12 protein-coding genes are annotated in these 12,679 nt (G+C 58.8%); 4 read left to right on the forward strand and 8 right to left on the reverse strand.

Translation table 11 applies throughout. The annotated features are described in order from the left end of the window. Positions 1-18: 18 nt before the first annotated feature. From ybeY to miaB, 3 genes are all read right to left on the reverse strand, one after another. Positions 19-477 carry an rRNA maturation RNase YbeY gene (ybeY, locus tag FEZ62_RS13645; protein WP_090514765.1) on the reverse strand — a complete coding sequence of 153 codons (459 nt, stop codon included), beginning with the start codon at positions 475-477 and terminating at the stop codon, positions 19-21. Beyond that, positions 470-1,474 (reverse strand): PhoH family protein, encoded by a 1,005-nt coding sequence (locus FEZ62_RS13650; RefSeq protein ID WP_069900763.1) that lies wholly within the window; start codon positions 1,472-1,474, stop codon positions 470-472. Before FEZ62_RS13650 ends, ybeY begins: the two co-directional genes overlap by 8 nt. 217 nt (positions 1,475-1,691) lie before the next feature. Beyond that, positions 1,692-3,020: a tRNA (N6-isopentenyl adenosine(37)-C2)-methylthiotransferase MiaB gene (miaB, locus tag FEZ62_RS13655; RefSeq protein ID WP_069900764.1), complete on the reverse strand. Its 1,329-nt coding sequence runs from the start codon at positions 3,018-3,020 to the stop codon at positions 1,692-1,694. Between the two features lie 128 nt (positions 3,021-3,148). Between miaB and FEZ62_RS13660 the strand changes: the two genes are divergently transcribed. Further along, positions 3,149-3,472, forward strand: a complete 324-nt coding sequence (locus FEZ62_RS13660) for a DUF1820 family protein (protein ID WP_069900765.1) — start codon at positions 3,149-3,151, stop codon at positions 3,470-3,472. 79 nt (positions 3,473-3,551) lie between these two features. Here FEZ62_RS13660 and FEZ62_RS13665 read toward each other — a convergent pair whose 3' ends face one another. The 5 genes from FEZ62_RS13665 to FEZ62_RS13685 all read right to left on the reverse strand — a co-directional run bounded on the left by FEZ62_RS13665 (position 3,552) and on the right by FEZ62_RS13685 (position 7,625). Next, on the reverse strand, positions 3,552-4,097 hold the full coding sequence (locus tag FEZ62_RS13665) for a tetratricopeptide repeat protein (protein WP_069900766.1): 546 nt from the start codon (positions 4,095-4,097) through the stop codon (positions 3,552-3,554). 139 nt (positions 4,098-4,236) lie between these two features. Continuing rightward, positions 4,237-4,848 carry a hypothetical protein gene (locus FEZ62_RS13670; RefSeq protein ID WP_172928209.1) on the reverse strand — a complete coding sequence of 204 codons (612 nt, stop codon included), beginning with the start codon at positions 4,846-4,848 and terminating at the stop codon, positions 4,237-4,239. Next, a complete protein-coding gene (gene hemL / locus FEZ62_RS13675) occupies positions 4,848-6,137 on the reverse strand; it encodes a glutamate-1-semialdehyde 2,1-aminomutase (RefSeq protein WP_172928211.1) in 1,290 nt (429 codons plus the stop codon). The genes FEZ62_RS13670 and hemL overlap by 1 nt, the downstream gene beginning before the upstream one ends. Positions 6,138-6,187: 50 nt before the next feature. After that, positions 6,188-6,817 carry a thiamine phosphate synthase gene (thiE, locus tag FEZ62_RS13680; protein ID WP_172928213.1) on the reverse strand — a complete coding sequence of 210 codons (630 nt, stop codon included), beginning with the start codon at positions 6,815-6,817 and terminating at the stop codon, positions 6,188-6,190. 13 nt (positions 6,818-6,830) lie between these two features. Next, a complete protein-coding gene (locus FEZ62_RS13685; RefSeq protein WP_069900770.1) occupies positions 6,831-7,625 on the reverse strand; it encodes a hydroxymethylpyrimidine/phosphomethylpyrimidine kinase in 795 nt (264 codons plus the stop codon). Between the two features lie 239 nt (positions 7,626-7,864). On the opposite strand from FEZ62_RS13685, the gene FEZ62_RS13690 reads away from it, so the two are divergent. From FEZ62_RS13690 to FEZ62_RS13700, 3 genes are all read left to right on the forward strand, one after another. Next, a complete protein-coding gene (locus FEZ62_RS13690; protein WP_172928215.1) occupies positions 7,865-10,249 on the forward strand; it encodes a hybrid sensor histidine kinase/response regulator in 2,385 nt (794 codons plus the stop codon). Positions 10,250-10,377: 128 nt separating this feature from the next. Then, positions 10,378-11,025: a TetR/AcrR family transcriptional regulator gene (locus FEZ62_RS13695; RefSeq protein WP_172928218.1), complete on the forward strand. Its 648-nt coding sequence runs from the start codon at positions 10,378-10,380 to the stop codon at positions 11,023-11,025. Beyond that, on the forward strand, positions 11,015-12,664 hold the full coding sequence (locus FEZ62_RS13700; RefSeq protein WP_069900773.1) for an acyl-CoA dehydrogenase family protein: 1,650 nt from the start codon (positions 11,015-11,017) through the stop codon (positions 12,662-12,664). Before FEZ62_RS13695 ends, FEZ62_RS13700 begins: the two co-directional genes overlap by 11 nt. Positions 12,665-12,679: the final 15 nt, after the last annotated feature.

Consider the following 12,679-nt stretch of genomic DNA (forward strand, 5'->3'; position numbering starts at 1 on the left):
GATCATGCAATGGGTGTATCAATCATGGTCGGCGTACGGGTCCGGGTGACCCAGTTCAGCCATTAAAACTTGTTCGAGACTTTCCATCTCGAGCGCTTCATCGTCTTCAATATGGTCATAACCGAGCAGATGCAAGCAGCCATGAATCACCAGGTGCGCCCAGTGCGACTCAAGGCTCTTGTTCTGCTCGACCGCTTCACGCGCCACTACCGGCACGCAAATGACCAGATCACCCAGCAGCGGGATGTCGAGCATCTCGTCTGGAACATCTGCAGGGAATGAAAGCACATTTGTGGCGTAATCGCGCTGGCGATAGGTGTGATTGAGTTCACGCCCTTCAGGTTCATCGACCAAACGGATGGTTAGCTCCGAATCAGCCGTGCGCTGCTTGAGGGCAGCGCTGCACCAACTGCGGAACTGCTCTTCGCTGGGCAGGTCGGGCGCGTCACTGGCAATTTGCAGGTCGAGTTCAAGCATTGCCATTATTGCGCTCATCGCTCGATTTCTTTTCGGCCTGGCTGTCGAAGCGCTCGTAGGCTTCAACAATGCGTTGAACCAGCGGGTGGCGCACCACGTCCTTGGGCTTGAAGTGGGTGAAGCTGATGCCAGGCACATCGCGCAGCACTTCGATCACGTGGGTCAGACCGGACTTTGTGCCACGCGGCAAGTCGACCTGAGTAATGTCACCGGTGATGACTGCGGTTGAGCCGAAGCCGATACGCGTGAGGAACATCTTCATCTGTTCCAGCGTGGTGTTCTGGCTTTCGTCGAGAATGATGAAGCTGTTATTCAGCGTACGGCCACGCATGTAAGCCAGTGGCGCTACTTCAATCACCTGTTTTTCGATCAGCCGTGCCACTTGCTCGAAACCAAGCATCTCGTACAGTGCGTCATACAGCGGGCGCAGATACGGGTCGATTTTCTGCGACAGGTCGCCCGGCAGGAAGCCGAGTTTTTCACCGGCCTCAACCGCGGGGCGAACCAGCAGAATGCGGCGAATCTGTTCACGTTCGAGCGCATCGACTGCGCAGGCCACTGCCAGATAGGTTTTACCCGTACCGGCCGGGCCAATGCCGAAGTTGATGTCGTGCTCAAGAATCGATTTGACGTAAGCCTGCTGATTAATACCGCGCGGGCGAATCATGCCCTTACGGGTGCGCAAGGCTACGCTGGCTGTTGCCACCGGGTTCGCCATCTCTTCCAGACCGGATTCCTGCAGGAACAGGTGCACGGTGTCTGGTGACAGTTCGCTGGATTTGGCTTCGCGGTACAAGCGCCGCAGCAACTGCTCGGCAATTTTGGTCTGCTCGGGTTCGCCGACCAGCTCGAATTGATTGCCGCGATTGCGGATCTCGATGGCCATGCGCTCTTCGATCAGGCGCAGGTTTTCGTCAAATTGGCCACAAAGGTTGGCGAACCGCTCTGATTCAAAGGGTTCGAGGACAAAACGATTAGGTTCTATAGGTGTATTCAAGGTTGTCTTTTGGCCGCCAGTCGGCTGGGTGATGAGTCAAGAATAACCCTACCAGCTGGCGCGCGAAAGCGGCAGATGGCAGGCGCCTTTTCGCGATCTGGGCAGATTCAGACTACGCGACATGCAGCGGGCGGAAAAGTACCGCTGGCCTGCTTGCCGCGTAGGGTGAAATCCGTTGTTGCAGCCGGATCGCAAAAGGTTCTGTCGGGCACTCTTGTCAGTTGAGCAGAGATCCACGAAGTGAGTAGGGCTGAGCACTATCAATCATGACGTCGACGAATTGGCCGATCAGGCCCGGATTATCGCAGCGGAAGTTGACCACCCGATTACTCTCGGTGCGGCCCTGCAACATGCCCGGGTCTTTGCGCGAGTAGTCGCTGACCAGAATGCGTTGCACACTGCCAACCATGCGCCGGCTGTTTTCCGAACCAATCTGGCTGATGCGGTCCTGCAGGATTTTCAGGCGCTGCTTTTTCAGCTCTTCGGGCGTGTCGTCGGCCAGATCCGCAGCCGGTGTGCCGGGGCGGGCGCTGTAGACGAACGAGAAGGAGAAGTCGAAGCGCACGTCTTCAATCAGCTTCATGGTCTGCTCGAAGTCTTTTTCGGTTTCGCCGGGGAAACCAATAATGAAGTCGGAGCTGATCAGAATATCCGGCACCACGGCCTTCAATTTACGGATGCGCGACTTGTACTCAAGCGCGGTGTGGTTGCGCTTCATGGCCGCCAGAATCCGGTCAGAACCGGACTGCACCGGTAAATGCAGGTACTTCACCAACTCTGGAATATCCGCATGCGCTTGAATCAGCGCATCGGAGAACTCCAGCGGGTGTGAGGTCATGTAGCGAATCCGGTCGATCCCGTCGATTGCCGCGACGGCATACAGCAACTCGGCAAAGTCGGCGATCTGGCCATTGCTGGTCTCGCCGCGATAACCGTTGACGTTCTGGCCGAGCAGGGTGACTTCGCGCACGCCGTTTTCAGCCAGATGGACGATTTCCGATAGCACGTCGCGCAGCGGGCGGCTGACTTCTTCGCCACGGGTATACGGCACAACGCAGAATGTGCAGTACTTGCTGCACCCTTCCATGACCGAGACATAAGCGGTCGGGCCATCGATACGCGGCTCTGGCAAGCGGTCGAATTTCTCGATTTCCGGGAATGAGATATCCACTTGCGGCAACTTGGTGGTGCGCGCCGCGTTAATCATTTCGGGCAAACGGTGCAGGGTTTGCGGGCCGAACACTACGTCTACATAGGGCGCGCGGTCACGAATGGCCTCACCTTCCTGACTGGCCACGCAGCCGCCAACACCGATTACCAGATCGGGGTTTTCCAGTTTCAGTTCACGCCAGCGGCCGAGCTGGGAGTAAACCTTGTCCTGGGCCCGCTCGCGGATGGAGCAGGTGTTGAGCAGGATCACGTCCGCATCTTCAGGGCGTTTCGTGACTTCCAGTGCTTGATGTTCGCCCAGCAGGTCGATCATGCGCGAGCTGTCGTACTCGTTCATCTGGCAACCGTGGGTTTCGATATAAAGCTTCTTGGTCATGCGGGCTCAAAGAGTGATTCGACGAACCGCACATTATAAGGCGCATGGGGTTGTGTTCCTAGCATTGACTGCTCGATGGCTGTGCTATGATTTGCGCCCTCCAATTTTCACAGTCCAGACTGCCACTCATGAGCAAGCGCGAGCCTATTTATAAGGTCATTTTCCTCAATCAGGGACAGGTCTTCGAGATGTACGCCAAGCAGATCTTTCAGAGTGATCTGTGGGGCTTCCTTGAAGTTGAAGAGTTCATCTTCGGTGAACGCACCCAGGTAGTGGTTGATCCGAGTGAAGAGAAGCTCAAGGCGCAGTTTGATGGCGTAGTGCGCAGCTTTGTGCCCATGCACTCGATTATCCGCATTGATGAAGTCGAGCGGTTGGGCACGCCGAAGATCAGCGAAGCCAAGGCGAGCGGTAATGTCATGCCGTTCCCGATGCCGATGCCCGAGAAGTAACACAGCTTGCTGGTTGGCGCGTAGACAGTAAACCCTGAACGGTCGGTTTCAGGGTTTCAGGGTTTCAGGGTTTCAGGGTTCAAGGCAGAGGCGCGAAGGGTGAACTTCCGGCCTGATTCTGCAGCTCCTGCAGATAATTGCGGAATATCTGCCCCAGCACCTGGCTGGCGGTTTCGAGTTCTTTGCGCTGCATTTGCTCAGAGAGCAGGTCGGCGCTGTCCATGGCGTCATCCGAGCCATTGATCTCGGCCATTTTCAGAACGATATAAGCCTGCACGTTATTCGCCGGCACACCTTCACCGCGATAAAACATCATGCCCAGACGATATTGCGCCTGCGCATGGCCTTGCAGCGAGGCCTGCTGGAACCAGTTGAGTGCTTGCGAAAGGTCACGCGGGGTGCGCTTACCGTCATAGAAATACTCGCCCAGTTCGAATTGAGCCTGACGGTCGCCGTTCTGCGCTGCCTGACGGCACGCCGTCAGGGCATTTGGCAGGTCTTCAGGCGCCGTATTAAGCGAGCAGCTGCCCGTTGCCGGAATCAGTAAAGAGTTTCCGTCTGCAGATGCGTATAAAGGCAAAAGCAGCAAGCATCCCAGTACCAGGGTGCGGCCGGAGCATTTCATGAAAATCCAATTACCTCGAGGGTAGGCGGTAGGCGCAATGCCTGAAAATTGAGCTGTGCAGCACATTATGAAATAAGCGGGGCGGTTGATACAAAGCCTTTGCCATATTTCTGCTCTGCCTACGTGTCCTTGCCTAGTTTTACTCCGGTTTGCGCTGTCCCGGTAGGATTACTAACAATCTCGCCAGCAGCGCAGAGGCCGGTGTCAGCAGTAGCAAGGTCAGATTGTTAGCGCTGATCAGGCCCGGGTTCAGCCGGTTAGCGGCGCTCAAGCCGGCCAATAACAGCAATCCGGCTGAGGCAACACCTAACAATGCCGGCATTCGGCGCGGCCACTGTACAGCTCCAGCATAGACAATCAGCAGCAAGCTGATCACGCTGATCAGCAGGCGGTAGTTCTCCAACTGGTGCATTTGCCGGAATAACTCGAAGAAAGCGCACAGGCCGAGCAGGATTCGGCCCCAGTTCGGCCGGCTCCACGTCCAGCTCCGGCTCAGTGCCAGCGCGGCAGCGGCGATCAGCGGCAGCGCCAGAAACTGCGCCGCCTGGCTCAGCCAGAGCAACGCCGACTGCGCGCCGGGCAGCGCAATGCTGGCACCGGCCGCCGCTGCAATGGCAAAGCCGAGCAGGGCGCAGAACAGTCCCGCCTGATCGCCTTCGGTGTGCAGTTTACGCGTCAGGGCAATTGCCACCGCGCTGCTGGCACACACCAGCGCCAGTGCAGCGCCGAGCAGTAGCGAGGTTTCGCCCATTAGTCGTTCTGCATCTGCGCGAAGGCTTTTTCTGCCGCGTCCAGTGTCAGCTTCAACTCGGCGTCGCCATGGGCGATGGAGGTGAAACCGGCTTCGAAGGCGCTCGGTGCCAGGTACACGCCGCCCTCAAGCATCAGGTGGAAGAAGCGCTTGAAGCGATTGATGTCGCTGCTCATGACGTCTTCAAAGCTGATGATGTCTGGCTTGTCGCAGAAGTACAGGCCGAACATACCGCCTGCCTGAGTCGTGACAAAGTCGATACCGGCAGCTTGTGCGCGCTCTTTGAGGCCCGCCAGCAAGCGGCTGGTGTAGTCAGTCAGCTCGTCATGGAAGCCAGGACGCTTGATCAGGCGCAGAGTGGTCAGGCCTGCGGCCATTGCCAGCGGGTTACCCGACAGCGTACCGGCCTGATAAACCGGGCCCAGCGGGGCAATGTGGCTCATGATCTCGCGCTTGCCGCCGAAGCAGCCAACCGGCATGCCGCCGCCGATGATCTTGCCGAACGTGGTCAGGTCCGGCGTCACGCCGTAATACGCTTGCGCGCCGCCGAGGGATACGCGGAAGCCGCTCATGACTTCGTCAAAAATCAGCACCACGCCGTGCTTGTCGCACTGCTCGCGCAGGCCTTCCAGAAAGCCCGGGGCCGGCGGTACGCAGTTCATGTTGCCGGCTACCGGCTCAACGATGATGCAGGCGATGTTCTGACCCGATTTCTCCAGGCACTCTTTAACCGCTTCAATATTGTTAAAGGGCAGCGTCAGGGTGTGTTTGGCAAAGTCGGCAGGAACGCCGGCAGAGCTTGGCACGCCCTGAGTCAGTGCGCCGGAACCGGCTTTTACCAGCAGGCTGTCGGAGTGGCCGTGGTAGCAGCCCTCAAATTTGACGATTGAGTCGCGGCCGGTAAAGCCACGCGCCAGACGGATAGCGCTCATGGTGGCTTCGGTGCCGGAGTTGACCATGCGCACCATTTCCATGGATGGAACCAGCTCGCAGACCAGATCCGCCATTTCGGTTTCCATGGCGGTCGGCGCGCCAAACGACAAGCCGTGTTCAAGCTGGTTGCGCACCGAATCAAGCACTTGCGGGTGGCTGTGGCCAAGGATCATCGGGCCCCAGGAGCCGACGTAATCGACATACTGCTTGTCGTCTTCATCGGTAATGTAGGCGCCCAGTGCGCTTTTGAAGAACAGCGGTGTGCCGCCGACGCTTTTGAATGCGCGGACCGGTGAGTTTACCCCGCCAGGAATGTGCTTCTGGGCATTGGCAAACAGGGTTTCCGAACGGGACATAATGGCCTCTCAAAAAGTGTGAACAGGGCGCGGTTGGCGCCCGTAATTAATCAGACAGTGGCAAACAGATCGCTGAAGGCGCGGGCACGGGATTCGACCTCATCGCTGCTCTCGGCTGCGAACAGGGCGTGTACCACGGCAATCATGCTGGCGCCGGCGCTAATCAATTGCCCGGCGTTGTCCTGCGTTACGCCGCCAATGGCGACAATCGGCAGGTGGCAGCGCGATTTGGCCTCGGTCAGGGTCTGGATGCTGGCGGCAGGTGCGCCGGGCTTGGTGTTGGAATTGAAGAACCGGCCAAAGGCGACGTAGCTGGCGCCTTCGGTGGCGGCGATTTCCGCCAGTTCGACCTGCGCGTGGCAGGTCACACCGATAATAGCCTTGCGGCCGAGCAGTGCGCGGGCGGCGGCGAGTGAGCCATCACCCTGGCCCAAATGCAGGCCGACGTCGAGGCGCGCTGCCAGTTCGGCGTCGTCATTGATGATCAGGCTGGCGCCGTAGCGCTCACACAGATCACGCAGTTCCTGGGCTTCACGCAGACGCTTGGCGTCATCGCTGGATTTATCGCGGTACTGCAGCAGTGTCACGCCGCCGCGCAGCGCAGCCTCTACATAAGGCAGCATTTTGCCGTCAGCCAGCAGTTGGCTGTCGGTGATTGCGTAGAGTCCCTGCAGTTTCATCAGATACCCTCCTTCAGCTTGCATCCAATGGCAGGCGCCGCGGAATGTATTGGCCGTGGCCCGGTTGCTCGGCATCACGCAGCGTACGCCAGGTGTAGTCGAGTGCCGACTTCACGGCGCTGACCAATTCCTCGCCCAGCGCGATGCGTCCGGCCAATGTGCTGGCCAGCGTGCAGCCCGAACCATGGTAACTGCCGGGCAGGCGCTGGCAGGTAAAGGTGTGCTGGCTGCCGTCGCGTGAGTACAGGCGATTGTGCACTTCCTTCTCATCACCGTGACCGCCGGTGATCAGCAGGTGCTTGATGAAGGGCAGAAGTTTTTCAGCGCACTCATCAGCAGTGCCTTCAGGCAGCTCGGCGAGAATTCGCGCCTCGGGCAGATTCGGTGTGGCGATCAGCGATGCCGGGAACAGACGTTCGCGCATGGCGTAGCCGACTTCATCCTTGCCCAGCGCACCGCCGCCGCCTGCGCGCAGTACCGGGTCGCAGACCATGGGCACATTGGGCAGGCTGTTTTTGATTTCGAGGACGGTTTCGACCATCTCCACCGAACCCAGCATGCCCAGCTTGATCGCCTCTACGGGCAAGTCGGCAATCACAGCGTTTGCTTGCGCCAGAACCCACTCGCGGTCGAGCACGCGGAAGTCAGATACGTTGACGGTATCCTGCACGGTCAGAGCTGTCACGGTAGGCGCGGCGTGACAGCCTTGGGCGAGCAGGGCTTCAATATCGGCTTGCAGTCCGGCGCCGCCACTGGGGTCATGGCCAGACACGCAAAGCACTACGGGGCGTGAGGTCGGTGTTTTCATGGAGCGCGAGCTTATCATTAATCAAACGATTTGCGCCCTTTTAGGCATCAGCAAATTGTTCTGCAGCGGCTGCACAAGGCCGTGGTTTGGCCCTGAAATCAAAGCGCAGGCGCGGCAGGCAGCAATGCGCATTTAACTCTCTAAAGGCTGTGCTAGAGTGTCGGGCTTTTGCCGACCTTGGCAGTTACCGTGCCCCTGCGCACGGCGATATCACTTTCATTTAGGCTGTGACGGGCTGTATGCGTTTTATCGTGATGCTGTTATTGGCGGTTCTGCCAACATTTGCCAGTGCGGTGGTCTTTGACGAGACAACCGAATCGTTGACCCTTGGCCCGCAAATTTCGGTATTCGAAGATGTGCGCGGTGAGTTGAAGATCGACGATATCGATTCGCCTGCCATGGCCGGAAGTTTTCGAGCGCATGATAAAAACGTACTGAATGCGGGTTATTCGCGTTCGGTGTTTTGGCTGCGTATTGATCTGGATTACCAGCCGCAGAAGGTGGTCAGAGATCGTACCTGGCTGTTGGAGCTGGCGTATCCGCCGCTCGACCATGTCGACTTGTATGGCCGTGACGAGCAGGGCGGCTACACCTTGCTGCAGCGCAGTGGCGATGCTTTGCCGTTCAGCAGTCGGCAGATTAAACAACACAATTACCTCTACGCACTGCACTTGCCAGCCGGCGAGTCGACCCGTTACTACTTGCGGGTCGAGAGTCAGGGCTCGATTCAGGTGCCGTTGACCCTGTGGTCGACCACCGCTTTTATTGAGTCTCAACCTGAGCACATTTATGTGCTGGGCATCATCTACGGCGTGCTGCTGGTGATGATGATCTACAACCTGTTCATCTTCTTCAGCGTTCGCGACGTCAGCTACCTCTATTACATTCTCTACATCGCCTCGTTCGGCATGTATCAAGTGTCGGTAAATGGCGCTGGCGTGCAGTACCTGTGGCCCGATAATCCGTGGTGGGCCAACATTTCCACGCCCTTGTTGATCGGCTCGGCGGTCCTGTTCGGCAGCCAGTTCGCCCGCAGCTTTCTGCAAACCCGGCTGCACAGTCGCTGGGTGGATCGTTGTCTGATGACCATGATGCTGGCCGGCGCCGGTGTGATGTTCATTGCCCTCACCAACAGCTATGCCTTGTCGTTGCGGCTGGCTACCGGGCTGTCGCTGGTGTTTATCGTGGTGATTTTCGCCGCCGGAATTATCGCCGGGCTGCGTGGCATGCGCGTTGCGCGTTACTTCATCGTGGCCTGGTCGACATTCTTAATCGGCGGCATGGTCAACACCCTGATGGTGCTGGGCTTCCTGCCCAACGTATTCCTGACCATGTACGCGAGCCAGATTGGCTCGGCACTGGAGGTCGCGTTGTTGTCTCTGGCGCTGGCTGACCGCATCAACACCTTAAAGGAAGAGCGCGCGCGGATTCTTCAGCAGTCGACCTCACAACTGGCTGCGTTGAACAGTCAACTGGCGACCAGTAACCGGCTCAAGGATGAATTCCTGGCGACGGTAACGCATGAGTTGCGTACGCCAATGAATGGCGTTATCGGTTCTCTGGAGCTGTTAAAAACCCTGGAGCTCGACAACGAGGCTCAGCAGTATCAGCAAACTGCCGCCGCCTCTGCGCGTGACATGATGCACATGGTCAACGATATTCTGGTGCACACCGAACTCCAGGCCGGCAAGCTGCACCTGAAAAAACGCGTGTTCAGTCTGCGCGGCCTGCTCAATGATCTGTACCAACTCCATGCCGGCAGGGCCAGTGAGAAGAATCTGCAGTTCAAGCTCGACGTGGATGAAACGCTGCTCGACACCCTCGAAGGGGACGCCGACAAACTCAAGCGTGCGCTCACCTACCTGCTCGACAATGCCATCAAGTTCACTGCCACAGGCTCGGTCTGCTTATCCGTCGTGCGCGGCGTTGCACCGGCCAACAGCGAGTCGTTGCAAGCGTTGAGTTTTCGGGTGATCGACACCGGCGCCGGCATTGAAGTGGACACGCCGGGGCAAGTGTTTCAGTCGTTTTGGCAGCAGGACGGCTCGCTCACCCGGCAATACGGCGGACTGGGCATCGGCTTGTCGATTTGCCAGCAATTGGCCGACTTGCTCAAGGGCCATCTCAGTTATCAACCGCAGGCCGAGCGCGGCAGCTGCTTCACGCTGGACGTGCTGATGGATTTGCCAACGGCAGAAAATGCTACGCCGCATGCACGGCAAACGTTACCGTCGATTCGCGAGCCGCAGCACTGCAAAGTCTTAGTGGTTGAAGATGATCCGATCAACCAGTTGGTCATTCGCGGCATGCTGCTCAAACTGGGCTATCAGGTGCTTACTGCCGGCAGCGGCGCCGAAGCGCTGGAGGTGCTGCGTCGCGAGCGCATCGATGGCGTATTACTCGACTGTCAGATGCCGGGTATGGATGGCTTTGCCGTTTGCCGGGCGTTGCGTCAAATGCCCGCGTGCCAAGAGCTGCCCGTGCTGGCCGTGACGGCGCACAGTCAGGCCGGCGACCGTGATCGCTGTCTGGCCGCAGGCATGAGTGACTATTTGGCCAAGCCGCTTAACTTCGAGCAATTGCGCCAGCTTTTGCAGGCCTGGCTGTTGACCCGCCCCTACTAGCGCAGCGTCACATTGCGCATTATTGAGCGCAGTTTGCGGCGCAGATAATGGGTCTTTTGGCGCAAATGCCGCTATCTCATTACTCTGAATCCTGATTCACTGGCATTAAGTGAATCAGGATTCAGATTATGGCCTATCGCACCACGGCGCAGCGTATCAGCCGCGATCAAGCATTGCGTGAGCGCATTATGTTGTGCGCGCACACACGCGTCACCGAGGGTGGCTTTGCCGCGCTGACCATGCAGGCTCTGGCCGAAGATGCCGGCGTTGCTACCGGTAGCTTGTACCGCCACTTCCGCAGCAAGGGCGAGCTGGCGGCCCAGCTGTTTGCCCGCGCCAGTCAGCATGAAATCAACGCGCTCAACCAGACACTCGCCCTCGGCGGCACACCGGTCGAGCGTCTGGTTAATGGCTTGGAGCAGTTCGCCGCCCGGGCCTGGAGCAGCCGACAGCTGGCGTACGCACTCATCGCCGAGCCGGTCGAGCCAGAGGTCGATGAACAGCGTCTGATCTTCCGCGAAGCCTATGCTCAATTATTCACTGATCTGTTGCGCGAAGGTACGGAGCAGGGCGTTTTCGACGTCAGCCATTACGCTCTGGCAGCCGCCTGCCTGGTCGGTGCAATTGCCGAATCACTGGTAGGCCCGTTGTCACCGAATGCCCGCTCGGCCCGCGAAGCCGGCCAGCAGAGCCTGCAACTGGCCGATGTGAGCCACAGTTTAGTCACCTTTTGTTTGCGTGCCGTTGGCGCCAAGGAGCCCTATCATGAGCGTTGAATTACAGGCTGAAACCCACGAAGTGTTCAATCAGGTGCCACCGTTGGATGGCGCCAATCTGTACCGTGTGGACCTGCCGTTACAAGAGTGGACCCGACGCTTTGGTGCGGGTTGGGCACACGACCGGCTGGATGCTTATGGCGCACTGGCCGGTGGCGAGCTGATGGCCGCCGGCTTTCTCGCCAACGAAAACAAGCCCGTGTTCAAAAGCCATGACCGTTATGGTCACCGCATCGATCTGGTTGAATTTCATCCCTCGTACCATCAGCTGATGAGTGCGGCGATTGAGCATGGTCTGCCATCTGCGCCGTGGACCGAGCCGCGTGATGGAGCACAGGTTGCCCGCGCGGGCCTGAGCTATCTGCACAGTCAGGCAGAGGCCGGTAGCGGCTGCCCGCTGACCATGACCTACGCAAGCGTTCCGGCGCTGCAGTTGCAGCCTGACGTTGCGCGTATTTGGTTGCCGAAAATCCTGTCTACACAGTACGACCCGCGTAACCTGCCGATCGAGCAGAAAACCGGCGCCACCATCGGCATGGCCATGACCGAGAAGCAGGGCGGAACGGATGTGCGCGCCAACACCACGCGCGCCTATCCTGTCGGCACGCCGGGGCCGGGTCAGGCGTATGAACTGGTTGGCCATAAATGGTTCTGTTCGGCGCCGATGTGCGATGCGTTCCTGACCTTGGCGCAAACCGACAAGGGCCTGACTTGCTTCCTGCTGCCGCGCCACCGCCCGGATGGCACGCGTAACGAGTTCTATATCCAGCGCCTGAAAAACAAGCTGGGCAACTGGTCCAACGCCTCCAGCGAAGTGGAATACCGGGGCGCTTTTGCCTGGATGGTCGGTGAAGAAGGCCGTGGGGTTCCGACCATTATCGAGATGGTTTCGCTGACCCGTTTCGATTGCATGATCGGCTCCAGCGCGCTGATGCGTCAGGCGCTGACGCAGGCTGCGCATCACTGCGCGCACCGCAAAGTAGGCGGCAAGCTGCTGGCTGATCAGCCGCTGATGCAAAACGTGCTGGCCGATCTGGCGCTGGAAAGCGAAGCCGCGCTGGCGTTGACGCTGCGTATGGGCAAGGCGCTGGATAATCCGAACGATGCGCAGGAGCAGAAGTTTGCCCGGCTGGTAACGGCCATCGGCAAGTATTGGATCTGTAAACGTGCGCCGGCGATGATCAACGAGGCGCAAGAATGCCTCGGGGGTGCCGGGTATGTGGAAGACACCATTTTACCGCGCCTGTACCGCGAAGCTCCGGTCAACTCGATTTGGGAAGGCTCGGGCAATGTTCAGTGTCTGGATGTGCTGCGCGCGCTGTCCAAGGAGCAAGGCGTGCTTGATGCGCTGTTCCACGAATTGGGCGATGGTCATGGCGATGCACGCCTCAAAGCGCACATTGCCAAGGTGCACAGCGCCTTCAAGGACACCGACGATATTCAGTATCGCGCGCGCCAGCTCACCGAAGACGTGGCGGTAGGCTTGCAGGCCAAATTGCTGCTGGAGGCGGGCAATGCGACAGTCTCCGACGGCTTTATTGCCAGCCGGCTGGGTGACGGTGGTCGCGTTTACGGCACCTTGCCGCGTGGCGTGGATGCAGAGGCGCTGGTCGCACGCAGCTCGCCGCATTTCGCCTGAGCCTTGCCGCAAACA

The organism is Pseudomonas sp. MS19 (assembly GCF_013277615.1).
In the GTDB taxonomy this organism is placed as follows: Bacteria; Pseudomonadota; Gammaproteobacteria; order Pseudomonadales; family Pseudomonadaceae; genus Aquipseudomonas; species Aquipseudomonas marincola.

Coding starts and splice junctions, on each gene's coding strand:
- FEZ62_RS13695 (WP_172928218.1), top strand. CDS start 10,378: ATGGCCTATCGCACCACGGCGCAGCGTATCAGCCGCGATCAAGCATTG.
- FEZ62_RS13670 (WP_172928209.1), bottom strand. CDS start 4,848: ATGGGCGAAACCTCGCTACTGCTCGGCGCTGCACTGGCGCTGGTGTGT.
- FEZ62_RS13665 (WP_069900766.1), bottom strand. CDS start 4,097: ATGAAATGCTCCGGCCGCACCCTGGTACTGGGATGCTTGCTGCTTTTG.
- FEZ62_RS13690 (WP_172928215.1), top strand. CDS start 7,865: ATGCGTTTTATCGTGATGCTGTTATTGGCGGTTCTGCCAACATTTGCC.
- thiE (WP_172928213.1), bottom strand. CDS start 6,817: ATGAAACTGCAGGGACTCTACGCAATCACCGACAGCCAACTGCTGGCT.
- ybeY (WP_090514765.1), bottom strand. CDS start 477: ATGCTTGAACTCGACCTGCAAATTGCCAGTGACGCGCCCGACCTGCCC.
- hemL (WP_172928211.1), bottom strand. CDS start 6,137: ATGTCCCGTTCGGAAACCCTGTTTGCCAATGCCCAGAAGCACATTCCT.
- FEZ62_RS13700 (WP_069900773.1), top strand. CDS start 11,015: ATGAGCGTTGAATTACAGGCTGAAACCCACGAAGTGTTCAATCAGGTG.
- FEZ62_RS13660 (WP_069900765.1), top strand. CDS start 3,149: ATGAGCAAGCGCGAGCCTATTTATAAGGTCATTTTCCTCAATCAGGGA.
- FEZ62_RS13685 (WP_069900770.1), bottom strand. CDS start 7,625: ATGAAAACACCGACCTCACGCCCCGTAGTGCTTTGCGTGTCTGGCCAT.
- miaB (WP_069900764.1), bottom strand. CDS start 3,020: ATGACCAAGAAGCTTTATATCGAAACCCACGGTTGCCAGATGAACGAG.